Here is a 24,207-nt window from a genome sequence, read left to right as displayed (position 1 = left end):
GCCCCTCCAACCTAATTGATCCGGTGGGCGGAACACGTTCAGTGGCCGCCGCCGTGGAGCCGTCCTGAGAAGCGCGCTTCGAGCAGCGCGTTGCGCTCGTGCCCGCCGGGCAGATCGGCGGACACGTACACGGGCGCGTCGTGTCCCTCGGCGAGGAGCAGCGCGACGGCCTCGGCGACGACCGTCTGCACGAGCAGGGAGGAGGTGAGCGTGGAGATGCCGCACAGCGCTCCCCCGTCGGGCAGCGGCAGTACGGCGTCGCCGGCGGGCGCGCCGTCGTCGAGGACGGCGTCGGCGAGGCCGGCGTCAGCGAGGCCGGCGTCAGCGAGGCCGGCGTCGGCGAGGCCGGCGAGCCGCTTCCCGCCGGCGTGGACCTCCTCACGGGCGACGGCCGCCCGCGCGCTCACCGCGCACATCGCCGACGCGCACCGCCGGTAGCCCGGACGGAACGGCGAACGGGCGCCGCCCGCGAATCCGGTTCGCGGGCGGCGCCCGTTCGTCACGCTCTCACGTGGTCACGCCGTGCTCAGATCTCACCGCGGAGCTTGGCGAGCGCCTCGGCGAGGATCGCCTCGCCGTCCGCGTCGCTGCGCCGCTCCCGTACGTACGCGAGGTGCGTCTTGTAGGGCTCGGTGCGCGGCGGGTCCGGCGGGTTGTCCCGGTCCTGGCCGGCCGGGAAGCCACAGCGCGGGCAGTCCCAGGTGTCAGGAACCTGTGCGTCACTGGCGAAGCTCGGCTGCGTCTCGTGCCCGTTCGAGCACCAGAAGGAGATGCGGAGGCGCGGTGCCGACTCGCCCCGCTCGGCCTCCCCCATCGGCCCCGCTCCGACCCGGCTTCCCCGGATCGCGTTGCCACTTGCCACGGTCGTAACTCCCTGCGTGATGGTGCTCGAAGATGCCCCAGTCTACGTAAGGCCCAACGCGCGTCCAGTGATTGGAGTTACCCGTCCATCTTCATCAGAAGCCCAAGTACGACAATGCACGCGAACCACAGCAGACCGACCACCACGGTGATGCGGTCCAGGTTGCGCTCGGCGACCGAGGAGCCACCGACGGACGACTGCATGCCGCCACCGAACATGTCGGAGAGGCCGCCGCCCTTCCCCTTGTGCATCAGCACGAGCAGCATCAGCAGCGCACTGAAGACGATCAGGGCGATCGAGAACCCCATAACCACGGCTGGACCAACTTCCTCGGACTTATACGGACGGGGGCCGGACAGGGTACCTGCCCGACCCCCGCAAGGGTACGACGGATCGCGTCCGCCGCTCTACATCATCACTGGTCGCGGAAGCGCACGATCTTCACGAACTCGTCCGCGTCCAGCGAGGCACCGCCGACCAGCGCGCCGTCGATGTCGGCCTGGGCCATGATCTCGGCCACGTTGCCGCTCTTGACGGAGCCGCCGTACTGGATGCGGACCTTGTCGGCCAGCTCCTGCGAGTAGAGCTCGGCGAGCTTGCCGCGGATCGCCGCGCAGACCTCCTGGGCGTCCTCGGCGCCGCAGACCTTGCCGGTGCCGATGGCCCACACGGGCTCGTAGGCGATCACGACGGACTCGGCCTGCTCGGCCGGGACGTCCTTCAGGCCACCCTCGACCTGGGCCAGGGTGTGCGGGACGGCGTTGCCGGCCTCGCGCACGTCCAGCTCCTCGCCGACGCAGAGGATCGGGGTCAGGCCGTGCCGGAAGGCCGCCTGCACCTTGGCGTTGCAGAGCTCGTCGGTCTCGGCGTGGTACTGGCGGCGCTCCGAGTGGCCGACGGCCACGAAGGCGCACTTCAGCTTGGCCAGCATCGAGCCGGAGATCTCGCCGGTGTACGCCCCGGAATCGTGGGCCGAGAGGTCCTGGGCGCCGTACTTGATCTTCAGCTTGTCGCCGTCGACCAGGGTCTGCACGGAGCGCAGGTCGGTGAAGGGCACGAGGACCGCGACCTCCACGGCGTCGTGGTCCTTGTCGGTCAGCGCGAAGGCGAGCTTCTGGACGTGGGCGATGGCCTCGAGGTGGTTGAGGTTCATCTTCCAGTTGCCCGCCATCAGCGGGGTACGGGTGCTCATAAAGGGGTCAGTCCTCCAGTGCGACGAGGCCGGGGAGCTGCTTGCCCTCGAGGTATTCGAGGGAGGCGCCGCCGCCGGTCGAGATGTGGCCGAAAGCATTCTCGTCGAAGCCCAGCAGGCGGACGGCGGCGGCCGAGTCGCCGCCGCCGACCACGGTGAAGGCCGACGAGTCGAGCAGGCCCTGGGCGACGGCCTTGGTGCCGTTCGCGTAGTCGGGGTGCTCGAAGACGCCCATGGGACCGTTCCAGAAGACGGTGCCCGCGTCGGCCAGCTTGGCCGCGTAGAGCTCACGGGTCTCCGGGCCGATGTCCAGGCCCTCCTCCGTGGCCGGGATGGCGTCCGCGGCGACCGTGGTGGGGTTGGTCGGGGCCTTGGTCTTCAGGTCGGGGAACTCGGGCGAGACCAGGACGTCGACGGGGAGCACGAACTCCACGCCGCGCTTCTCGGCGCGGGCCAGGTAGTCCAGGCAGGCCGGGATCTGGTCCTCCTGGAGCAGCGAGATGCCGACCTCGTGGCCCTTGGCCTTGAGGAAGGTGTAGGCCATGCCGCCGCCGACCAGGATGCGGTCGGCCTTCTCCAGCAGGTGGTCGATCACGCCGAGCTTGTCGGACACCTTGGCGCCGCCGAGGACGACGACGTAGGGGCGCTTGACGTCCTCGGTGAGCTTCTTCAGGACGCCGACCTCGGTGGCGATGAGGTAGCCGGCGGCGTGCGGCAGCTTGCCCGGGAGGTCGAAGACCGAGGCGTGCTTGCGGTGCACGGCACCGAAGCCGTCGCCGACGTAGAGGTCGGCGAGCCGGGCGAGCTGGTCCGCGAAGGCGCCGCGCTCGGCGTCGTCCTTGGACGTCTCGCCCGGGTTGAAGCGGAGGTTCTCGATGACGGCCACCTGGCCGTCGCCGAGGCCCGCGACGGTCGACGTGGCCGACTCGCCGACGGTGTCGGTCGCGAAGGCCACGTCGGCGCCCAGCAGTTCGCCGAGCCGCGCGGCGGCCGGGGCGAGCGAGAACGCCGGGTCCGGGGCGCCCTTGGGGCGGCCCAGGTGCGAGGCGACCACCACGCGGGCGCCGGCGTCGGCGAGCGCCTTGACGGTGGGGACGACGGCGCGGATGCGTCCGTCGTCGGTGATGGTCGTGCCGTCGAGGGGCACGTTGAGGTCGGCGCGGACGAACACCCGCTTGCCGGAGACTCCCTCGGCGAGCAGCTCGTCGATCGTCTTCATCTGTTCCTGACTCCTTGGTACACGCGATGGAGCACACGACACAGGGCCCGTACAGCGCGTCTTCGCGCTGCCCGAGCCCTGCTTCATATCGAAAGCCCGCCCTAGAGCTTAGAGCTGACCGCCGACGAAGACGGTGAGGTCGACGAGACGGTTGGAGTAACCCCACTCGTTGTCGTACCAGCCGAGGACCTTGACCGAGTTGCCCTCCTGGACCATCGTCAGCGACGAGTCGAAGGTGCAGGAGGCCGGGTCGCTCACGATGTCCGAGGAGACGATCTCGTCCTCGGTGTAGAACAGGATGCCCTTGAGCTCGCCGTCCGCGGCCTTCTTGAACGCGGCGTTGACCTCGTCCTTGGTGACCTCGCGGGAGAGCTCCACGACCAGGTCGGTGACCGAGCCGGTCGGGACCGGGACGCGCATGGCCATGCCGTCGAGCTTGCCCTTGAGCTGCGGGAGGACCAGCGCGGTGGCCTTGGCGGCACCCGTGGTGGTCGGGATGATGTTCTCCGCGGCGGCGCGGGCGCGGCGCAGGTCCTTGTGCGGGAAGTCCAGGATGCGCTGGTCGTTGGTGTACGCGTGGACCGTGGTCATGAGGCCGCGGACGATGCCGAAGTTCTCGTCGAGGACCTTGGCCATCGGGGCGACACAGTTGGTGGTGCACGACGCGTTGGAGATGACGTGGTGACTGGCCGCGTCGTACTTGTCCTGGTTGACACCCATCACGATCGTGATGTCCTCGTCCTTGGCCGGAGCCGAGATGAGGACCTTCTTCGCGCCACCGGCGAGGTGCTTGGCGGCGTCTTCGCGCTTGGTGAAGATGCCGGTGGACTCGATGACGATGTCGACGCCCAGGTCACCCCACGGGATGTCGGCCGGGTTGCGCTCGGACAGCACCTTGATGGTGTGGCCGTCGACGGTGATCGTGTCGGCGGTGTGGGTCACCTCGGCCTTGAGGCGGCCCAGGATGGTGTCGTACTTCAGCAGGTGGGCCGTGGTCGCGGTGTCACCCAGGTCGTTTACGGCCACGACCTCGATGTCGGCACCCTGCTCAAGGAGCGCGCGGAAGTAGTTGCGACCGATACGGCCAAAGCCGTTGATGCCTACGCGGATCGTCACGAACCGATCTCCTCGTTAGGTACGCCGGGTTTCGACGCCCGGCGAGCTTCTTTTTGGGATGTCCCCGACCGCTTACGACCCTACCTCTCCAGATGGCTACGCGTGACATCTGGTGCGGTCGTACACGCCCGGAAAGTGCTGGAAAAAGGCCTACAGCCCTTGTCTACCAACGGGTAGAGGCCCTCCGGGGACCTCGGTCCCCACTACGGAGAGTGACAATTTTCCGTGCTCGCCTGAGCGCCCGATTCAGCGTCGGAGCGAAGTAAGAGCCCTTCCGAGTAGATTCGCCCGATCCGCCGCATTCGGGACGTGCTCGAGCCCGAAGCCGAGGAGGACGGTGTCACGGGTCGTGACCGCTGCCTGCGAGTGGAAGAGGGCCGCGGAACTCTTCCAGTCATTTGTGTTGCCGGGACTTCCGGCCGGAGCTCCGGGTACGGACCAATCGCCCATTCCGCTCTCGAAGCCCTCGGTGTCGCTCACGGACCCGGCCGTGAGACGGAGCTCGTCGAGGAAGGCGCCCATCTCCCCGGTTCCCGGATCGGAGACGTAGGAGACCGCCAGCTCGACCTTCCGGCCCGCGTAGGCGCTCAGGTCGATGCTCGCCTGGCGCCAGCCGTTGGAGGGGCCGGTGAAGGCGTGCCAGGCGCCGGTGGTGCCGGTGGCGGTGCAGCCGTCCGCGCCGACGGTCAGGTAGTGGGCGAGGAAGGGGTGCTCCTGGACGTAGTAGCCCTCCCCGCAGTCGGCGGGCGGCTCCGCGGAGGTGCCGCCGTTGGCGTCGGGCAGGGTGGTCCAGTCGTCCTGGCCCACCGTGTGGGCCTCGACGACGAGGTTGTCGTAGCCCGGCTCGGTGTCGTAGCTGACCTGGAAGGTCAGGTTCGGCTTCGAGGCGGCGGCGACGCCGGTCAGGTCGACGGTCCGGCTCAGCCGGCCCCAGGTGCCGTCCGCGTGCCGCAGCGCGGCGAAGCGGCTGCCCGCGTACGGCTCGAAGGGGGTGCGGACGCCCGGGTAGTCGCCCGCGGACGCGCTGCTCGCGAACTGCGGGAAGCGGTCGGGCTTCAGGGTGTCGGAGGTGACGGTGTACGCGCCGGCGTTGTCGAGCGGGTTGTCCGCCGCGGCCGCGAGGGGCGTGCCGGTGGCACCGAGACGGCCGGCGCCGGCGAAGGACGACGGGCCGTTGAGGCCCGCCCGGTGGTAGGCACCGAGGTAGTACTGGGCGAAGTCGTTGGACTGGGCGCGGCCGACCTGCGCGAAGCCGCCGGACTTCTCGCCCATGTCGATCAGCTTGCCGCCTTCGTTGAGATAGGCGCGAACGGCCTGGAGGGCGGCTCCCGAGGGCTGCTCGGCACCGGAGTACCAGAGGACGGTGCGGAAGTGGCCCAGCACGCCCAGGGCGTGCGGGGCGCCCTGAGTGGCGACGTCCCAGACGGTGGCCCGGCGGCCGTTCGCGGCGAGTGCCTTCACATAGGTGCCGGCGTGCCGGGCGGCGGTGGTGCCGCCCTCGTCGGCGAGGACGAGGACGTCGGCGCGGGGGCGCTCGGCCACGGTGTACGTGAACGGGGCGGACGCGGTCGCCCGGCCCTCGCGGGTGCGGGCGGTGTACCAGACCTCGACCTTGTCGCCGGTCCTCGCACCCTCGACCTTCGCGCGGTACTCGTCGAAGTAGAGGTTGTCCCCGCCGCCGTACGTCTCGCCGCCCTTCCAGGGCTCCAGGCCCGCGCGCTGGGTGCGGCCGCCGTTGATCCGGTAGTTCAGGGTCTTGCCGCGCAGCGACTTGCGGGCGGTGACGGACACCTCCTGGTCGGCGCCCCGCGCGTAGGAGGTGGCGAAGGCGTCCGGGGTGAAGTCCGGCGCCTCGATGCCGACCGGGGAGACCGGGCGGTCGGGGTGCGCGGCCGTCTCGGCGACGGCGAGCGCGAACGGGATGTTCTTCGCGAACTCGGCCTGGATCAGCTTCTCGTCGTCGGGGAACGTGAAGACGGAGGCGCAGTCGGCCGGGTCCCAGGCGTCGTTCGGGTCCTTCCGGGAGGCGGTGGCGCAGGTCGACATCTCCGGGGTGAACATCTGCGTCCTGTTGACGTTCGCGGCGTGTCCGTCGGCCTCGCCGTTGGTGATGTAGAGCTCCGAGGAGACCTGCGACCGGTAGCCGGGCACCGCGGGCTTCTCCGGGGTGCCGGCGAGCGCCCTGAGGGCCACGTCGTCGGGGGTGTCGGTGGCGACCTGCCAGCCGACGCCGTACAGCAGCAGCTGGGCGGCGGAGTGGTAGTTGATCGCGTAGCGGAAGCCGATGCGCTTCTGGAAGGCGTCCAGGGCCCGGGTCTCGGGCTCGGACATGGGGCCGCTGCCGCGGAAGGTCTCGTCGGCCGGGTCCGGCGACGAGCCCTCGTCGTCGTAGCCCCACTTGTAGGCGAAGTTGCGGTTGAGGTCGACGCCGTCGCCGGGCTCGATCCGCCCGTCGCCGTCGTTGTCGCGCAGGTTCTTGCGCCACTGGCGGTTGGCGGGGTCGGCGTGGGTGAAGTCGTAGCCGTCGGGGTTGGCGGAGAGCACGAACCACAGCTCGGTGGTGTCGACGATCCGCGTGATCCGCGGGTCCCTGCCGTAGCCGTCCAGGTAGTGGTGGAGCAGCCGCCTCGTCATCTCGGGGGTGATCCACTCGCGGGCGTGCTGGTTGGACAGGTACAGCGTGGCCGGTTTGCCGCCGTCCTTGGAGGTCCGGGCGCCCTTGCTGACCTTCAGGGCGAGGATGTCCTGTCCCTTGACCGTCCTGCCGATGGAGACGACCTTGGTGAGACCGGGGTGGGCCCGGGCGGTGTCCAGGATCTCCTGCTTGAGGCCGCCCTTGCCGCCGTACGGGCGGAAGACGCCGTCGCCGGCGCTCGCGACCCGCTTCTCGGCCTGTGCGGTCAGGGTGTGCTCGGTGAGCGCGACGCCCTGCCGGCGCAGCTGCCCGGCCTGCTTCCCGGTGAGGTAGAGCTCGACGGTCGCGGCGCCCTTCGCGGGCACCTGCTCGGTCAGCTCGTGCGCGTCGGTGCCCGCGTCCAGCAGGAGCGGCACCTGCTCCTTGGTGACCGTCGCCCGCCAGACGGAGAGCTGCCCGGCGTCCCCGCCGGTGCCCCCGGTCCGCGCCCCGGCGCCGGGTGCCGTCGCCAGACCCGCGATCAGCAGTGATGCCACGGCGAGGATCGATCTCGCGGTGCGCCTCATCAGCCCCCCTTGCTGTCGTCTGCCACGAATGTGAACGGACGCCAGATTCGTGGGGGCTCATACCCCTGTCAAGGGTGCCTGCGGCGCGTCGGCCGAAGCCCGCCAAACGGAACTGCCGGTACCTCAGAAAGGCACCGGCAGTGGGGAGTTGGCCGAAAAGGAGGGTTGGGGCTCAGCCGACGAGGCTGTCGTCCAGCTCCTCCGTCAGGTTGGACTCGGTCCCGGGGATGCCCAGGTCCTGGGCCCGCTTGTCCGCCATCGCGAGCAGGCGGCGGATCCGGCCGGCCACGGCGTCCTTGGTGAGCGGCGGGTCGGCGAGCGCGCCCAGCTCCTCCAGGGAGGCCTGCTTGTGCTCCATGCGCAGCCGGCCCGCGGCCGCGAGGTGCTCGGGCACCTCCTCGCCGAGGATCTCCAGGGCCCGCTGCACCCGGGCGCCCGCGGCTACCGCGGCCCGGGCCGAGCGGCGCAGATTGGCGTCGTCGAAGTTGGCCAGGCGGTTGGCGGTGGCGCGGACCTCGCGCCGCATCCGCCGCTCCTCCCAGGCCAGCACCGACTCGTGCGCGCCCAGCCGGGTGAGCAGGGCGCCGATGGCGTCGCCGTCCCGGACCACGACCCGGTCCACCCCGCGGACCTCACGGGCCTTGGCGGCGATCGACAGCCGGCGCGCGGCGCCGACGAGCGCGAGCGCGGCCTCGGGGCCGGGGCAGGTGACCTCCAGGGAGGAGGAGCGACCCGGCTCGGTCAGCGAACCGTGCGCCAGGAAGGCCCCGCGCCAGGCCGCCTCGGCGTCACAGGTGGCCCCGGAGACCACCTGCGGGGGCAGACCCCGGATGGGGCGGCCCCGGCCGTCCACCAGGCCCGTCTGGCGGGCCAGCTGGTCGCCGCCCGCGACCACGCGCACCACGAAGCGCGAGCCGCGGCGCAGGCCTCCGGGGGCCATCACGATCAGCTCCGAGCTGTGCCCGAAGATCTCCAGGATGTCCCGCTTGAGTCTGCGGGCCGCCATCGCGGTGTCCAGCTCCGCCTCGATCACGATCCGGCCGCTCACCAGGTGCAGCCCGCCGGCGAACCGCAGGATCGACGAGACCTCTGCCTTCCTGCAGCAGGTCCGGGTGACGGGGAGCCGGGAGATCTCGTCCTTCACCGCTGCCGTCATCGCCATGGGCCGATCCTTCCATGCATCCGAAAAATACGGTCGTACGCGGCGGCCAACAGCTCCGGATCGTGCTTCGGAGCACCGTCGGGTCTGGCGACCGGCGCCAGCTCGACCTCGGCGCCGAGCCGCTTGGCGGCATCGGCGAGAGGCTCCCTGGCAGACACGTCGCGCACGGCGGCCTCGTCGGCCAGCACCACGTCCAGGGCGAGTTTAGGGGCGTGTCGTGCCAAAACCTCCAAATGACGCTGCGGGGAGAAGCCCTCTGTTTCTCCGGGCTGCGGCGCGAGGTTCAGCGAGAGCACCCGACGGGCCTTCGTCTCCACGAGGGCGTCGAGCAGCTCGGGCACCAGGAGGTGCGGGATCACCGAGGAGAACCAGGACCCGGGGCCGAGCACGACCCAGTCCGCGTCCAGGACCGCGGCCACGGCCTCGGGCACGGCCGGCGGGTCGTTCGGCACCAGGTGCACGGACTGCACCTCGCCCGGGGTCAGGGCCACCGTGGCCTGGCCGCGCACCGTGTCCACGTCCTGCGGGCGCGCCGGGTCGTGGCCCTTGACCAGGGCCTGGAGCTCCAACGGTACGGCGGACATGGGCAGCACCCGGCCCTGTGCGCCGAGCAGCTTGCCGACCAGGTCGAGGGCCTGGACCGGGTCACCGCCCAGTTGCTCCCAGAGGGCGACGATCAGCAGATTGCCCACGGCGTGGCCGTGCATCTCGCCCTTGGACTGGAAGCGGTGCTGGATGACCCGGGCCCAGGTCTGGCCCCAGTCGTCGTCTCCGCACAGCGCGGCGAGCGCCTTGCGGAGGTCTCCCGGGGGCAGCACGCCCAGCTCCTCGCGCAGCCGGCCGCTGGAGCCCCCGTCGTCGGCGACGGTGACCACGGCGGTCAGGTCGCCGGTGATGCGGCGCAAGGCGGCGAGGGAGGCCGACAGGCCCATGCCGCCGCCGAGCGCGACGACCTTGGGCTGGGCGCCGCGCCTGCGGAGCGTCCGCCGCACCGAGAGGGTGGACGTACGCCGGCGGTACGGTTTCACTCGCGCCCCATGTCCCGGTGCACGACGACGGTCTCGACGCCCTCCGAGGCCAGGCGGGCGGCCAGCTTCTCGGCGGTGGCGACGGAGCGGTGCTTGCCGCCGGTGCAGCCGACCGCGATCGTCACGTAGCGCTTGCCCTCGCGGCGATAGCCGGCGGCGATCAGCTGGAGCAGCTCGGTGTAGCGGTCCAGGAACTCCTTGGCCCCGGGCTGGTTGTAGACGTAGTTGGCGACCTCTTCGTTCAGGCCGGTGAAGGGGCGCAGCTCGGGAACCCAGTGCGGGTTCGGCAGGAAGCGCATGTCGACGACGAGGTCGGCGTCGACCGGCAGCCCGTACTTGAAGCCGAAGGACATCACGGTGGCCCGCAGCTCGGGCTCCTCGTCGCCCGCGAACTGGGCGTCCATCTTGGCGCGCAGCTCGTGCACGTTGAGGCTGGAGGTGTCGATCACCAGGTCGGCGTCGCCGCGCAGCTCGCGCAGCAGGTCGCGCTCGGCGGCGATGCCGTCGACGATGCGGCCGTCGCCCTGGAGCGGGTGCGGCCGGCGGACCGACTCGAAGCGCCGGACCAGGGCCTCGTCGGAGGACTCCAGGAACACGATCCGGCGGGTGACCTGCTTGGCGTCGAGATCGGCCAGGGACTCGCGCAGATTGTCGAAGAACTGCCGGCCGCGGACGTCGACGACGACCGCGATCCGGGCCACGTTGCCCTGGGAGCGGGCTCCCAGCTCGACCATGGTGGGGATCAGTGCGGGCGGGAGGTTGTCGACGACGAACCAGCCGAGGTCCTCCAGACACTTCGCCGCGGTGGACCGCCCGGCCCCGGACATGCCGGAGATGATCACCAGCTCGGGGATGGCCGCGTCGGCGTTGTTCTCGCCGTCGGCCTCCGTCGCGCCCGTACTCATGTCTGGTGCTCCGCCTTCGTACTCGGTCTCTTGCTCGTGCTCGTCGTGGGTGGTCATGCTGTGCTGCCCCCGTCGTCTTCCATGATCTCTCCAGTTGCCGTGTTCACGGCGGGCGCGGCCGGGGCCGCCTGCGCGAGGGCCACCGCCACGGCCTCGGCCGTCTTGCGGCCCATGCCGGGGACCTCGCAGATCTGCTCGATTGTCGCCTGCCGGAGGCGTTTGACCGAGCCGAAATGCTTGATGAGCGCCTGTTTGCGCGTGTCCCCCAGGCCGGGGACGGCGTCCAACGGGCTGCTGCGGATGCGCTTCGTGCGCTTGGACCGCTGGTAGCGGATGGCGAAGTCGTGAGCCGTGTCACGTACCCGCTGAAGGAGGTACAGGCCCTCGCTGGAGCGCGGGAGCACCACCGGGTCGTCGTCGCCGGGCAGCCAGACCTCTTCCAGGCGCTTGGCGAGGCCGCAGACGGCGATGTCGTCGATGCCGAGCTCGTCCAGGGCGCGCCGGGCGGCGGCGACCTGGGGCTGCCCGCCGTCGACGACGACGAGCTGAGGCGGGTAGGCGAAGCGCTTGGGCCGCCCGTCGTCCTCGCGCCCCTCGGCCTCGGCGGGCACCTCCCCGTCCACCCACTCGCCGGTCTTCTCCTTCTCGGCGAGGTAGCGCTTGAAGCGGCGGCTGATCACCTCGTGCATGGACCTGACGTCGTCCTGGCCCTCGAAACCCTTGATCTGGAAGCGGCGGTACTCGCTCTTGCGGGGCAGTCCGTCCTCGAAGACGATCATGGAGGCCACGACGTCCTCGCCCTGCAGGTGCGAGATGTCGAAGCACTCGATGCGCAGCGGCGCCGAGTCCAGGTCCAGGGCCTCGGCGATCTCCTCCAGGGCCCGGGAGCGGGTGGTGAGGTCGCTGGCCCGCTTGGTCTTGTGCAGCACCAGGGACTGCTGGGCGTTCCGGGCGACCGTCTCCATGAGGGCCTTCTTGTCGCCGCGCTGCGGGACGCGCAGCGACACGTTCGACCCGCGGCGCCCGGATAGCCAGGCGGTGACCGCCTCGGTGTCCTCCGGCAGGGCGGGGACGAGCACCTCCTTGGGGACGGCGTCGCCGCTCTCCTCGCCGTACAGCTGCTGGAGGGCGTGCTCGACGAGCCCGGCGGTGTCGACGGCCTCGACCTTGTCGGTGACCCAGCCGCGCTGGCCGCGGACCCGGCCGCCGCGCACGTGGAAGATCTGGACGGCGGCCTCCAGCTCGTCCTCGGCGAGCGCGATCAGGTCGGCGTCGGTGGCGTCGGCGAGCACCACCGCGCTCTTCTCCATGGCCTTGCGGAGGGCCTCTATGTCGTCGCGCAGCCGGCCGGCCTTCTCGTACTCCAGGTCCTCGGCCGCGATCATCATCTGCTTCTCCAGGCGGCGCAGATACGTGCCGGTGCGGCCGGCCATGAAGTCGCAGAAGTCCTCGGCCAGTTCGCGGTGCTCCTCGGGGTCGACCCGCCCGACGCAGGGCGCCGAGCACTTCCCGATGTAACCGAGCAGGCAGGGCCGCCCGGCCGACGCGGCGTTGCGGAAGACCCCCGCGGAGCACGTACGCACCGGGAACACGCGCAGCATCAGGTCGACGGTCTCGCGGATGGCCCACGCGTGCGCGTACGGCCCGAAGTAGCGCACGCCCTTCTTCTTGTGCCCCCGCATCACCTGGACGCGTGGGAACTCCTCGTCGAGCGTGACGGCGAGATACGGGTAGCTCTTGTCGTCCCGGTACTTCACGTTGAACCGGGGGTCGAACTCCTTGATCCAGGAGTACTCCAGCTGCAGCGCCTCGACCTCGGTCGCCACGACGGTCCACTCCACGGAGGCGGCGGTGGTCACCATCGTCGCCGTACGCGGGTGCAGGCTCGCGAGCGGCTGGAAGTAGTTCGCCAGGCGCTGGCGCAGGGACTTCGCCTTCCCGACGTAGATCACCCGGCGGTGCTCGTCGCGGAACTTGTAGACCCCCGGCGAGTCGGGGACCTGTCCCGGCCTGGGGCGGTAGCTGGAGGGGTCGGCCATGGCTCCCACCCTACTGGCGGGGACCGACACTCCGGCCGCGTGCGCTCGTTGGCCGGACATGACGAACCAGGGTTCAGGACGGCTCGCCGGTCAGGTGTGCGTGGTGACGGGAGCGGCGAGCGGGATCGGCCGGGCGACGGCGCTGCGTTTCGCGGCGGAGGGCGCCCGGGTGGTGGCGGCGGACGTGAACGGGGAGGGACTGCGCACGCTCGGCGACGGCGTGGTGACGGTCGTGGGCGACGTCTCGGACGACGCCGACGCCCGCCGCATGATCACCACCGCGGTGGAACGCTTCGGACGCCTCGACGTGCTGGTGGCGAACGCCGGCGTGATCCCGCTGCTCGACGTCACGGAGGCGAGCGCCGCCGACTTCGACGAGGTGATGGCGATCGACGGCCGGGGCATGTTCCTGACCTGCAAGTACGCGATCGAGGCGATGCGGGGGACGGGCGGCGGCGCGATCGTGTGCACCTCGTCCGTGTCGGGCGTCGCGGGCCAGGCCCGGCAGGCGGTCTACGGCCCGGCGAAGTTCGTGGCGACGGGCCTGACCAAGCACCTGGCGGTGGAGTGGGCGGCGCACGGCATCCGCGTCAACGCGGTCGCCCCGGGCACGATCGAGACGGAACGGGTGGCCGCCGTCCGCGACGAGCCGGGCGGCCCGGAATACCTGGACACGGTCGCGAAGGCGCACCCGATGGCCCGCTTCGGCCGCCCCGAGGAGGTCGCGGCGGCCATCCTCTTCCTCGCCTCGCCCGAGGCGTCCTTCGTCACGGGCGCGATCCTCCCGGTCGACGGCGGCTACCTGGCCCAGTGACCTGCCCCCGGGCGGCTCGGGCGGGCACACCCCGTTGGGCCCACCCGTTCCGCCACGGCGGAACGGGTGGGCACGACGGACCACGCGCCTGGCCGCTACCGCGCTGACGCCGGCCACGGGAGCACGGCGCCGTCGTGGTGGCCGGACAGGCACGGTGAGCGGTGCGCGCCGCCCGGCGCAGTCCCGTGTGCCCGTCCCTCCCGGCTGGGTGCCCCCGGACGGAGTCCCGTGGAGGGACGAGTGCCCCACACGGTGGTGTGGGGCGGACGTCCCCCACGGGGCGGGCCGGGGCCCACTCCCGTGAGGGGCTAGCCGGGGCCCGCGCGAATACGCCGTAGTCGGCGCGCGGGCCCCGGCCCGTGGGGGACACCGCCGGGGATGGGGGGTGAGCCCCGGCGGGGGTCAGTGGGGGCGGCGGCGGAAGGCCACGCCCGCGGCGAACGTCAGGGCCAGCAGCGCCCCCGCCCCGCCCACCACCGAGGCGACCGCCACGGCCGGCTCGGCAGCCGCGGGCTCGGAAGCAACGGCACCGGCACCGGTGTCGTACCCCCCGGCCGCGCCCCGGCGCGCGTACGCGGAGCCCGGCAGCTTGTCCCCGTAGGCCTTCGTCACGCGTACCCGATAGGCGTCCAGCGACGTCCCGTTCCGCCCCACCGCCCGCACCGCGTCCTCGTCCAGCGGCAGCACCTTCGCCCCCTTCTGCACGTACCAGGCGTCGATCTGCGGCTCCCGGAAGACGGTCCCGCCCGGCAGCAGCCGCAGCCCCTGCGCGGTGTAGCGGACCTCGTCGTCACCGGTGGCGATGTTGACCACCTGCCAGCCGCCGCCCGGCCCGCGCACGGACCACAGCGAGGCCGTCCGCCCGTCCGCGGCGACCGCCTTGCTGGCGTGGAACTCGACGCGCGCCACCGGCGCTCCCGGCTTCCCGGCCACGAAGTCGGGCGACAGGAGCCGTACGGGCACCGACGCCCCCTCGATCCGGGGCGGAGCCGCCGCACGGGCGGACGCGGCGTCGTCCCGGGCGAAGAAGCGGGCGACGGTGTCGAGCGTGCGCGGCGCGGCGGCCGCCTGCTCGGGCGTCGGCGCGACCGGAAGGGTCCCGCCGGCACCGGGCCCGCCGGCCGGGCCGGCCGCGTCGGCCGGCACCGCCCCCAGGGCGACGAGTGCCACGGCGCCCAGCAGACCGGCCCCCAGGGCACGTATGCGTACGTCCATCGTCGTCACGCCCCGATCCGGTAGAGCGAGTGGGTCCAGGAGAAGGAGCTGTTGTTCACGTACCAGGCGTGGGAGGCCCAGTTGTAGCGGTCGCTGGAGGGCCAGGGATCGCCCCAGTAGACCCAGCTGTCGGCGTCGTCGTAGCCGTAGACGACGTGCATGTGCCCGCCGCCGCCGGCCCACTGGATCCGGGTCTCGACGGGCCGCCCGGCGTTGATCTCGGTCTGGACGGTCGAGTACCGCAGCCAGCCGGTCACGTACGAACCGGGACTGATGCCCGCCCAGCTGAGCCCGTTCTGGACGTTGCCCAGGTCGGCCTGCCAGTTGGGGCAGTCGTAGCCCTGCTGGCGGCCGAAGGCGGCGTTGCAGAACTGGTTCTGACTGTAGTTCCGGCCGTACCAGGTGGCGATGGTGTTGCCGCTCGCGGCCCAGCACCAGTTGGTCTTCTGCTGGGCCTGCATGGTGATGTTCAGGCGCTTGTAGGCGAGGGCGGAGACGCCGTCCGCCGCGCCGTCCCGCGCTGCCGTCGGCGCGGCGGACGCCGACGGGGCGGGGACGACGAAGAGGGCGGCTGCGGCGACAAGTGCCGCGAGGGTCTTTCTGCTGCGCATCGCGTTCCTCCCGGGGTGGGGATGTGGGGAGTCGGAGGAGAGGAGCGCGTCCGGACGCTGGTCTGGAGCATCGGGCGTTGTCCGGATCGGGTCAACACGCTTCAATGCGGGGTGACGGCGCGCTGTGAACGGTGTGACCCGGGTGTGAACGGCCGGCGCCGGTCCACCTGCCCGACCCCCGGACGCCCGGACGCGCCGCCTCCCCCCACCGTGAACGTTCACTGAGGAGACCTCGTGGGCCACACCGAGGCCGATCTGGTGCAGCTGCTGCACACCGGCCCGTTCCATCTGGCGCTGCGCACCGCGCTCGCCGTGCGCGGGCTGCCGCTGCAGCGGGTCCAGCACCATCTGGCGCACCGCGGCGTGAAGGTCGGTGTGACGTCCCTCAGCTACTGGCAGCAGGGAGCCCGCCGACCGCAGCGGCCGGAGTCGATGAAGGCGGTGCGGGCTTTGGAGGAGGTGCTCCAGCTGCCCGGGAACTCGCTGATCCGGCTGCTCGCCGAGGACGCCGCCGCCCGTGCGGAGGTGGAGCGCCCGGCGGCCCGCTCGTACCGCTCGCTGGTCGAGGCCTCGGGGGTGGTGGAGGAGCTGCTGGCCCAACTGGAGTCCCCGACGGACGGCGGGCTGCACACGGTGGGGCACCAGGAGCGGGTGCGGATCGGGGCCGCGCGGGAGCTGCTCGGGCGGGACTCGCAGCAGGTGGTGCGGGCGCACCGGGACGGCGTCGACCGCTATCTGGCGATCCACCGGGGCGATCCGGGCTGTGATCCGGACCGGGTGGAGGTGCGGGCGGCGGAGAACTGCCGGGTGGGGCGGGTGCGCCGGCACGCGGGGACCGGGGTGCTGGTCGCCGAGCTGCTCTTCGACGCGCGGCTGCGGGCCGGGGAGACGTACGTCTTCTCGTACGGCTTCGAGGACGGTACGGGCGGGCCGAGCCGGGAGTACGTACGCGGCTTCAGCTTCGCGGGCGGGCAGTACGTGCTGCAGGTCCGGTTCGACGAGGCCGCCCTGCCGGTGCGGTGCCGGCGCTTCGCGCAGGCGTCCACGGGGGCACCGCGCGGCGGGCGGGCCGAACTGACCCTGAGCGGCCGGCACCGCGCGGTGCACCTGGTGGAGCAGGGGGTGCGCCCGGGAATCCTGGGCATCGACTGGGACTGGACCTGACGGGGCCGCCGGTCGTGGACCTGACCGGGCCGCCGGTCGCCCCACCCGGCGGGTGCTACGCCTGCGGTCCCGCGACCAGCCGGCCGTTCTCGACCCGCACCGGGACCTCGGGCAGCGGCACGGTCGCCGGGCCCTGGACGGCCTGGCCGGTGGTCACGTCGAAGCGGCTGCCGTGGCAGGGGCAGTTGCCCTCGTTCTTCTCGATCTTGTCGAGGACGCAGCCGGCGTGGGTGCACTGGGCGCTGAAGGCCTTGTACTGGCCCTTGGCGGGGCAGTGCACGAGGAGCCGCTGCTCGCGGTAGAGCTTGGCGCCGCCGACGGGGACGTCGTCGGGCGCACCGAGGGTCACCGGGGCGGTGGGCGTGGGGTTCTCGGCGTGGCCCAGCTTGGAGTCGGTGGAGCAGGCGGCGACACCCAGCCCGGCGGCTCCGGCGAGGGCGGCGCCTTTCAGTACGGTGCGGCGGGGGGTCTGGCCGGACATGGGCGCTCCATCGGTCGGGTCGGGGACAAGACGTCGTGAGTGGGGACCGAACCGACGATACCGGCGGGCTCGCGGGCGCCGGCGGCCGGGCTGTCCTGACGGGCGGGGCATGGGTTACGTTCCGGTACGTGATCGTCGTCGCCGGTGAGTCCCTGATCGACCTGGTCCCCGGTGGGGCGCCGGGCCCCCTCGCCCCGCTCCTGCCGCGCCGGGGCGGCGGCCCGTACAACACGGCGGTCGCTCTCGGGCGGATCGGGGCGGACGTGTCCTTCTGCTCCCGGGTCTCGACGGACGCCTTCGGTGAGGCGCTGGTGGCGGGCTTGCGGGCGGCGGGGGTCGGGACCGGTCTCGTCCAGCGCGGACCGGAGCCGACGACGCTGGCGGTGGCCTCGGTGGGTCGGGACGGCTCCGCGCGCTACGGCTTCTACGTGGAGGGCACGGCGGACCGGCTCTTCGCCGTCCCGGAGCGGCTGCCGGAGGGGGTGCGGGCGGTGGCCTTCGGGACCTGTTCGCTCGCCCTGGAGCCGGGCGCGAGCGCCTACGAGGCGCTGCTGCGGCGTTCCTCGCGGGACGGCGCCTTCACCCTGCTGGACCCGAACATCCGGCCGGGGCTGATCCCGGACCCGGTCGCGTACCGGGAGCGGTTCGCGGGATGGCTGCCGTACGTCTCGCTCCTGAAGCTGTCCGAGGAGGACGCGGCCTGGCTGGGCGGCGGCCCGGAGGAGTGGCTGGCCGCGGGTCCGGCCGCGGTGGTGCTGACCCGGGGTGCCGAGGGCCTGACCGTCTTCACACCCGGGTACGAGGTGACGGTGCCGGGCGTGCGGGTGAAGGTGGTGGACACGATCGGCGCGGGCGACACGGTGAACGCCGCGCTGCTGCACGCTCTCGCGGGCCGGGCGCCGGCCGCGCTGTCCCGGGAGGACTGGCGGGAACTGCTGTCCTTCGCGGCGCGGGCGGCGGCGGTCACCTGCACGCGGGCGGGCGCGGAGCCGCCGTACGGGCACGAGCTGGTCGACGCCTGAGGGGGCGCCCCGCAGCGGCAGGGCGCCCCCTCGGGGGGCCGGTGTCGGCGTCCGTCAGGCCTTGCGGGCCCGGCCGGTCGTCTTCTTGGCGGCGGTCTTCTTCGCGGGCGCGGCCTTCTTGGCGGCGCTCGCCCTGGTGGCCGCCGCCTTCTTCGCCGGGGCCTTCCTGGCGCCGCGCGCGGCCGGGACCGGGGCGTCGCTGATGCGGTCGGCGCCCAGGATCTCGCGGAGGAACTTGCCGGTGTGGCTGGTCGGGACCGACGCGACCTCCTCGGGCGTGCCCTCGGCGACGACCAGGCCGCCGCCGCTGCCGCCCTCGGGACCCATGTCGATGATCCAGTCCGCGGTCTTGATGACGTCCAGGTTGTGCTCGATGACGATCACCGAGTTGCCCTTGTCGACGAGGCCGGACAGGACCTTGATCAGCTTCGAGATGTCCTCGAAGTGGAGGCCCGTGGTCGGCTCGTCCAGGACGTAGACCGTGCGGCCCGTGGAGCGCTTCTGGAGCTCGGAGGCGAGCTTGACGCGCTGGGCCTCGCCGCCGGAGAGGGTCGGCGCGGACTGGCCGAGCCGGACGTAGCCGAGGCCGACCTCGTTGAGCGTGCGCAGGTGGCGGGCGATGGTCGGGACGGCCTCGAAGAAGTCGAGGGCCTCCTCGATCGGCATGTTCAGGACCTCGGCGATGGACTTGCCCTTGTAGTGGACCTCCAGGGTCTCCCGGTTGTACCGGTCGCCGTGGCAGACCTCGCACGGGACGTAGACGTCCGGGAGGAAGTTCATCTCGATCTTGATCGTGCCGTCGCCGGAGCAGTTCTCGCAGCGGCCGCCCTTGACGTTGAAGGAGAAGCGGCCGGGCAGGTAGCCGCGGACCTTCGCCTCCATGGTCTCCGCGAAGAGCTTGCGGACGTGGTCGAAGACGCCGGTGTACGTCGCCGGGTTCGACCGCGGGGTGCGGCCGATGGGCGACTGGTCGACGTGCACGACCTTGTCGACGAGGTCGTCGCCGTCCACGCGCGTGTGGCGCCCGGGGACCGACTTGGCGCCGTTCAGCTCGCGCGCCAGGTGGGTGTAGAGGATGTCGTTGACCAGGGTCGACTTGCCGGAGCCGGAGACGCCGGTGACGGCGGTGAGGACGCCCAGCGGGAAGGAGACGTCGATGTCCTGCAGGTTGTTCTCGCGGGCGCCGTGCACGGTGAGGCGGCGCCCCGGGTCCACCGGACGGCGGATCTCCGGGGTGTCGATGGCCCTGCGGCCCGACAGGTACTGCCCGGTCATCGACTCCTTGTTGGCGAGGAGTTCCTTCAAGGGGCCGGAGTGGACCACCTTGCCGCCGTGCTCGCCGGCGCCGGGGCCGATGTCGACGACCCAGTCGGCGACCTTGATGGTGTCCTCGTCGTGTTCGACCACGATGAGGGTGTTGCCCATGTCGCGCAGCCGCACCAGGGTCTCGATGAGCCGGTGGTTGTCGCGCTGGTGGAGGCCGATGGACGGCTCGTCGAGCACGTAGAGCACGCCGACCAGGCCGGAGCCGATCTGGGTGGCGAGCCGGATGCGCTGGGCCTCGCCGCCGGAGAGGGTGCCGGCCGCGCGGTTGAGCGAGAGGTAGTCGAGGCCGACGTCGACCAGGAAGCGCAGCCGCTCGTTGACCTCCTTGAGGACGCGCTCGGCGATCTTCTTGTCGCGGGCGTTGAGGGTGAGCCGGCCGAGGAAGTCGGCGCAGTCGCTGATCGACATGGCGGAGACCTCGGCGATGGACTTCTCCATCACGGTGACCGCGAGGACGATCGGCTTCAGGCGCGTGCCCTCACAGGTGGGGCAGGGGACCTCGCGCATGTAGCCCTCGAAGCGCTCGCGGCTGGAGTCGCTCTCGGCCTCGCTGTGCCGCCGCTTCACGAAGGAGACGGCACCCTCGAAGGCGGGGGTCGTGTAGGCGCGCTCGCGTCCGTACCGGTTGCGGTAGCGGACCTCGACCTGCGTCTTGTGGCCGTACAGCAGGGCCTTCCTGGCCCGCTGCGGCAGTCCGGCGAACGGGATGTCGGTGCGGAATCCCAGGGCCTGGGAGAGGCCGCCGATGAGCCGGCCGAAGTACTCCTTCGTGTGCCCGTGCGACCAGGGGTGGATGGCGCCCTCGTCGAGGGACTTCTCCTCGTCGGGGACGACCAGCTCGGGGTCGACCTCCATGCGGGTGCCGATGCCGGTGCAGTCCGGGCAGGCTCCGAACGGCGAGTTGAAGGAGAAGGAGCGCGGCTCCAGCTCCTCGAAGGAGAGGTCGTCGTACGGGCAGTAGAGGTGCTCCGAGTACATCCGCTCACGCTCGGGGTCGTCCTCGGCGAGGTCGACGAAGTCGAGCACGACCATGCCGCCGGAGAGGCCGAGCGCGGTCTCGACCGAGTCGGTCAGGCGTCGCTTGGCACTGTCCTTCACGGTGAGGCGGTCGATGACCACCTCGATCGTGTGCTTCTCCTGCTTCTTCAGCGTCGGCGGCTCGCTGAGCTGGATCGTCGTCCCGTCGACCCGGGCGCGGCTGTAGCCCTTGGTCTGGAGGTCGGCGAAGAGGTCGACGAACTCGCCCTTGCGCTCGCGCACCAGCGGGGAGAGGACCTGGAAGCGGCTGCCCTCGGGCAGCTCCAGGACCTTGTCGACGATGGCCTGCGGCGACTGGCGGGAGATCGGCCGGCGGCACTCGGGACAGTGCGGCTTGCCGATGCGCGCGAAGAGCAGGCGGAGGTAGTCGTAGACCTCGGTGATCGTGCCGACCGTCGAGCGCGGATTGCGCGAGGTCGACTTCTGGTCGATGGAGACCGCGGGCGACAGACCTTCGATGAAGTCGACGTCCGGCTTGTCCATCTGGCCGAGGAACTGCCGGGCGTAGGAGGAGAGCGACTCGACGTACCGGCGCTGCCCCTCGGCGAAGATCGTGTCGAACGCGAGGGACGACTTGCCCGACCCGGAGAGCCCGGTGAAGACGATGAGCGAGTCACGGGGCAGGTCGAGCGAGACGTTCTTGAGGTTGTGCTCGCGAGCGCCACGAACGATGAGACGGTCGGCCACGCCGGTCCGCACCTTTCTTGAGAGAGCGGATGTGCCTGAACACCCAACAACCAAGGATGCCGGATGCTTCCATCGAGCTTATAGCACGTGCATTCGATTTCTGGCCGCTCGCCGCCTGCTTCACCCGAACGAGTGGCCACCCCGGCGCTGCCGCCCTCGTCGGGGCTCCGCGGGCTCTGGCCGGACCGCCCCCGCAGCACCTAGGGTCAGGGCCATGATCGACCATGCCTCTGACATCGCCGCCCTGCGCGCGGCGACCGACCGTCTGCTCTCCGCGGCCGCCTCCCTGGACAACGCGGCGCTGGCCGAGCCGTCACGGCTTCCGGGCTGGACCCGCGGTCATGTCCTGGCCCACCTGTCCCGCAACGCCGACGCCCTCGTGAACGTTCTCCACGGCCTGCCGATGTACAAGGACGCCGAGACCCGCGACGCCGACATCGAGCGGGACGCCGGCCGGCCCCTCGACGTCCAGCTCGCCGATCTGCGCGCCACCGCCGACCGCTTCGACGAGGTGTGCCGCGAGCCCGCCGACTGGGAGCGCACGGTGGAGCTGCGCAACGGCGTCACCGACCGGGCCGCCCGGGTACCGTTCCGCCGCTGGGTGGAGGTGGACCTGCACCACGTCGACCTGGACGCCGGCTACGACCTGGACGACCTCCCGGAGGAGTTCCTCCTGCGGGAGATCGAGTTCCTCGCCGACCGCTGGTCCGGCCGTCCCGAGGTGCCCCCGGTGACCCTGCGCCTCGGCTTCGACGAGGGCGACCCCACCTGGCGGACCGGCGGCACCGAGGGTACGCCGGTCGTCCTGGGCGGCACGGCCGCCGAACTCCTCGGCTGGCTGTCCGGCCGCGGGGACATGGGCGCCCACCTCGCCATCCTGTCCGGCGACGCCCTCCCCGACCTCCCGCCGCTCTAGGGCCCTGCCGGCGAACTCCCGCCTGCCCGGGCGGGCAACGACGGGAGTCCGACGACAGGACCTGGGCCCGGCCGCCCCCGGCTCGCCCACCGGCCGTCGGCGCCCGGCACTAGGCTGAGGCCATGACGTACAGCGGAGTGGTGAAGGTCGGCGGGCCCGCCGACGTGCACGAGCTGACCGACCTGATGATCTCCAAGGTCGCGGTCGGCCCGATGGACAACAACGCGTATCTGCTGCGCTGCCGGGCCACCGGTGAGCAGCTCCTGATCGACGCGGCGAACGAGGCCGGCACCCTCCTCACGCTGATCGGTGACGACGGCATCGCGTCCGTCGTCACCACCCATCGGCACGGCGACCACTGGCAGGCCCTCGCCGAGGTCGCCGAGGCCACGGGCGCCACGACGTACGCGGGACGCCACGACGCCGAGGGCATCCCCGTGCGGACCGACGTCCTCCTCGAGGACGGCGACACGATCACGGTCGGCCGGGTCGAGCTCACCGCCCGCCGGCTCGTCGGACACACGCCGGGCTCGATCGCGCTGATCTACGACGACCCGCACGGGCACCCCCACGTCTTCACCGGCGACTGCCTCTTCCCCGGCGGCGTCGGCAACACGTGGAAGGACCCGGAGGCCTTCGCCAGCCTGATCCACGACGTGGAGACCAAGCTCTTCGCGGTGCTGCCGGACGAGACCTGGATCTACCCGGGCCACGGCAAGGACACCACGCTCGGTGACGAGCGCCCGCACCTCGCGGCGTGGCACGAGCGCGGCTGGTGACCCCCGCGCGCGGGCGGTGACCCCGGTCGCCTCCGCGCGCCCCCGTAACCGGGGCGGCGGACGGGTAGTTGGCGCGGCATGCGCCACAGTCACGCTCCGTCGCCACCCGCGGCCCGCCCGTCGCCCTCGATGGGACGGCTCGCCGCGGCCTCGCTCGTCGGCACGGCCATCGAGTTCTTCGACTTCTTCGTCTACGGCACCGCCGCCGCGCTCGTGCTCGGCCCGCTCTTCTTCCCGACCTTCTCCCCCGTCGCCGGGACCCTCGCCGCCTTCGGCACCTTCGCGGTCGGCTTCGTGTCCCGGCCCCTCGGCTCGGTCCTCTTCGGCCACGTCGGCGACCGCCGCGGACGGCGCCCGGTCCTGTTCGCCTCGCTCCTGCTGACCGGCGGCGCGACGGTCGCGGTCGGCTGCGTCCCCACGTACGAGTCGATCGGTGTCGCCGCGCCCGTGCTGCTGCTCGCCCTGCGCTTCCTCCAGGGGCTCGGCCTCGGCGGGGAGTGGGGCGGCGCGGTGCTGCTGACCGCCGAGCACGCCCCCGAGGGGCGGCGGGCGCTGTGGGCGAGCTTCCCGCAGATCGGCCCCTCGGTCGGCTTCCTGCTGGCCAACGGGGTGATGCTGGCCCTGACGGCCGGGCTGGGCGACGCGGAGTTCCGCTCCTGGGGCTGGCGGGTGCCGTTCTGGGCGGCCGGGCTGCTGGCCGCGGCCGGGCTCGGCCTGCGTTCCTCGCTCGCGGAGACCCCGCAGTTCGAGGAGCTGGCCGCGGAGGGGCGGCGGGCGAGCGCGCCGCTGCGGGAGGTCGTCCGCGGGCACTGGCGGCTCGTGCTGCTCACGGCGGGCGCGCTGGCCGTCGGCTACGCCGTCTTCTACACGGTCTCCACCTGGGCCCTCGCGTACGGCACCGAGCGACTCGGGGTGCCGAGCACGGTGATGCTGACCTGCGTGATGGCGGCGGTGGCGATCGAGGGCGCCCTGACACCGTTCTTCGCGCTGCTCGGCGATCGCTTCGGCCGCCGCACACTGTGCCTGGCCGGCTGCGCGGCCTCGGCACTGTGGACGTTCCCGATGGTGGCGCTGCTGCACACCGCGCGCCCCCCGCTGATGTTCCTCGGCTTCCTGGGCTCGCTGCTGGCCTTCATCACGATCTTCGCGGTGGTCGCCGCGTACCTGCCGGAGCTGTACGAGCCACGGGTGCGCTGCACCGGCGCGGCCGTCGGCTACAACCTCGCCGGGGTGCTCGGCGGGGCGCTCACCCCGATCGTGGCGACGGCCGTCTCGGACGGCGGCTCGGGGCCGCCGTGGGGCGTCGCGGCCTATCTCACCGCGGTCGCCCTGGTGAGCCTGGGCTGCTTCGCGCTGCTCCCGGAGACGCTGCCGGAGCGGGTCGCGGGGCCGGCACCGGAGCCGGAGCCGGCATAGCCGAGGGCCGGTGC

21 protein-coding genes are annotated in these 24,207 nt (G+C 72.0%); 6 read left to right on the top strand and 15 right to left on the bottom strand.

Going from position 1 to position 24,207, the window contains the following annotated elements:
• Window positions 1-38 precede the first annotated feature (38 nt).
• The 11 genes from ACIRQF_RS25470 to uvrC all read right to left on the bottom strand — a co-directional run bounded on the left by ACIRQF_RS25470 (window position 39) and on the right by uvrC (window position 12,724).
• Complete coding sequence (locus ACIRQF_RS25470; RefSeq protein ID WP_404095283.1) at window positions 39-407, bottom strand: hypothetical protein; 369 nt, start codon at window positions 405-407, stop codon at window positions 39-41.
• 119 nt (window positions 408-526) lie between these two features.
• Complete coding sequence (locus tag ACIRQF_RS25465; protein ID WP_003957010.1) at window positions 527-862, bottom strand: RNA polymerase-binding protein RbpA; 336 nt, start codon at window positions 860-862, stop codon at window positions 527-529.
• 77 nt (window positions 863-939) lie between these two features.
• Complete coding sequence (gene secG / locus ACIRQF_RS25460; RefSeq protein ID WP_265866124.1) at window positions 940-1,170, bottom strand: preprotein translocase subunit SecG; 231 nt, start codon at window positions 1,168-1,170, stop codon at window positions 940-942.
• Between the two features lie 107 nt (window positions 1,171-1,277).
• On the bottom strand, window positions 1,278-2,054 hold the full coding sequence (gene tpiA, locus ACIRQF_RS25455; RefSeq protein ID WP_376629689.1) for a triose-phosphate isomerase: 777 nt from the start codon (window positions 2,052-2,054) through the stop codon (window positions 1,278-1,280).
• Between the two features lie 7 nt (window positions 2,055-2,061).
• Complete coding sequence (locus ACIRQF_RS25450) at window positions 2,062-3,273, bottom strand: phosphoglycerate kinase (protein WP_376629687.1); 1,212 nt, start codon at window positions 3,271-3,273, stop codon at window positions 2,062-2,064.
• A 108-nt stretch (window positions 3,274-3,381) separates the two neighbouring features.
• A complete protein-coding gene (gene gap / locus ACIRQF_RS25445; protein WP_376629685.1) occupies window positions 3,382-4,389 on the bottom strand; it encodes a type I glyceraldehyde-3-phosphate dehydrogenase in 1,008 nt (335 codons plus the stop codon).
• 246 nt (window positions 4,390-4,635) lie between these two features.
• Window positions 4,636-7,590 (bottom strand): M14 family zinc carboxypeptidase, encoded by a 2,955-nt coding sequence (locus ACIRQF_RS25440; protein WP_404095278.1) that lies wholly within the window; start codon window positions 7,588-7,590, stop codon window positions 4,636-4,638.
• A 172-nt stretch (window positions 7,591-7,762) separates the two neighbouring features.
• On the bottom strand, window positions 7,763-8,752 hold the full coding sequence (gene whiA, locus ACIRQF_RS25435) for a DNA-binding protein WhiA (RefSeq protein ID WP_030205188.1): 990 nt from the start codon (window positions 8,750-8,752) through the stop codon (window positions 7,763-7,765).
• Window positions 8,743-9,780 (bottom strand): uridine diphosphate-N-acetylglucosamine-binding protein YvcK, encoded by a 1,038-nt coding sequence (yvcK, locus tag ACIRQF_RS25430; protein WP_376629681.1) that lies wholly within the window; start codon window positions 9,778-9,780, stop codon window positions 8,743-8,745. The genes whiA and yvcK overlap by 10 nt, the downstream gene beginning before the upstream one ends.
• Window positions 9,777-10,742, bottom strand: a complete 966-nt coding sequence (rapZ, locus tag ACIRQF_RS25425) for an RNase adapter RapZ (protein WP_376629679.1) — start codon at window positions 10,740-10,742, stop codon at window positions 9,777-9,779. Before rapZ ends, yvcK begins: the two co-directional genes overlap by 4 nt.
• Entirely contained in the window at window positions 10,739-12,724 is a 1,986-nt protein-coding gene (gene uvrC, locus ACIRQF_RS25420) for an excinuclease ABC subunit UvrC (protein WP_376629677.1), read from the bottom strand. The genes rapZ and uvrC overlap by 4 nt, the downstream gene beginning before the upstream one ends.
• A gap of 58 nt (window positions 12,725-12,782) precedes the next feature.
• Between uvrC and ACIRQF_RS25415 the strand changes: the two genes are divergently transcribed.
• Entirely contained in the window at window positions 12,783-13,538 is a 756-nt protein-coding gene (locus ACIRQF_RS25415) for an SDR family NAD(P)-dependent oxidoreductase (RefSeq protein WP_404095274.1), read from the top strand.
• A gap of 402 nt (window positions 13,539-13,940) precedes the next feature.
• On the opposite strand, the gene ACIRQF_RS25410 is transcribed toward ACIRQF_RS25415, so the two are convergent.
• Window positions 13,941-14,753, bottom strand: a complete 813-nt coding sequence (locus ACIRQF_RS25410; RefSeq protein WP_404095491.1) for a hypothetical protein — start codon at window positions 14,751-14,753, stop codon at window positions 13,941-13,943.
• 5 nt (window positions 14,754-14,758) lie between these two features.
• Complete coding sequence (locus tag ACIRQF_RS25405) at window positions 14,759-15,364, bottom strand: papain-like cysteine protease family protein (RefSeq protein ID WP_376629673.1); 606 nt, start codon at window positions 15,362-15,364, stop codon at window positions 14,759-14,761.
• Window positions 15,365-15,598: 234 nt separating this feature from the next.
• On the opposite strand from ACIRQF_RS25405, the gene ACIRQF_RS25400 reads away from it, so the two are divergent.
• Window positions 15,599-16,528, top strand: a complete 930-nt coding sequence (locus ACIRQF_RS25400; RefSeq protein ID WP_404095270.1) for a hypothetical protein — start codon at window positions 15,599-15,601, stop codon at window positions 16,526-16,528.
• 55 nt (window positions 16,529-16,583) lie between these two features.
• Here the strand turns inward: ACIRQF_RS25400 and ACIRQF_RS25395 are convergent, their stop codons facing one another.
• Window positions 16,584-17,009, bottom strand: coding sequence for a Rieske (2Fe-2S) protein (locus ACIRQF_RS25395; protein WP_382480731.1), 426 nt, complete (start codon window positions 17,007-17,009; stop codon window positions 16,584-16,586).
• 128 nt (window positions 17,010-17,137) lie between these two features.
• On the opposite strand from ACIRQF_RS25395, the gene ACIRQF_RS25390 reads away from it, so the two are divergent.
• Window positions 17,138-18,031: a carbohydrate kinase gene (locus ACIRQF_RS25390; protein ID WP_404095268.1), complete on the top strand. Its 894-nt coding sequence runs from the start codon at window positions 17,138-17,140 to the stop codon at window positions 18,029-18,031.
• A 54-nt stretch (window positions 18,032-18,085) separates the two neighbouring features.
• Here the strand turns inward: ACIRQF_RS25390 and uvrA are convergent, their stop codons facing one another.
• A complete protein-coding gene (uvrA, locus tag ACIRQF_RS25385) occupies window positions 18,086-21,082 on the bottom strand; it encodes an excinuclease ABC subunit UvrA (protein ID WP_376629665.1) in 2,997 nt (998 codons plus the stop codon).
• Between the two features lie 214 nt (window positions 21,083-21,296).
• On the opposite strand from uvrA, the gene ACIRQF_RS25380 reads away from it, so the two are divergent.
• The 3 genes from ACIRQF_RS25380 (at window position 21,297) to ACIRQF_RS25370 (ending at window position 24,193) form a co-directional block, all read left to right on the top strand.
• The gene (locus ACIRQF_RS25380; protein ID WP_382480735.1) at window positions 21,297-21,998 is read left to right on the top strand and encodes a maleylpyruvate isomerase family mycothiol-dependent enzyme; all 702 of its coding nucleotides are present in this window, start codon (window positions 21,297-21,299) and stop codon (window positions 21,996-21,998) included.
• Window positions 21,999-22,120: 122 nt separating this feature from the next.
• Window positions 22,121-22,777 carry an MBL fold metallo-hydrolase gene (locus tag ACIRQF_RS25375; RefSeq protein WP_376629661.1) on the top strand — a complete coding sequence of 219 codons (657 nt, stop codon included), beginning with the start codon at window positions 22,121-22,123 and terminating at the stop codon, window positions 22,775-22,777.
• Window positions 22,778-22,906: 129 nt separating this feature from the next.
• Window positions 22,907-24,193 (top strand): MFS transporter, encoded by a 1,287-nt coding sequence (locus tag ACIRQF_RS25370; protein WP_404095489.1) that lies wholly within the window; start codon window positions 22,907-22,909, stop codon window positions 24,191-24,193.
• The last annotated feature ends 14 nt before the right edge of the window (window positions 24,194-24,207 follow it).

Origin of the sequence: Streptomyces sp. NPDC101191, from assembly GCF_044767915.1 — a bacterium.
Lineage (GTDB): Bacteria > Actinomycetota > Actinomycetes > Streptomycetales > Streptomycetaceae > Streptomyces.
Note: the sequence above shows the minus strand (reverse complement) of the source record. Positions and strands in the feature narration are given on the sequence as shown.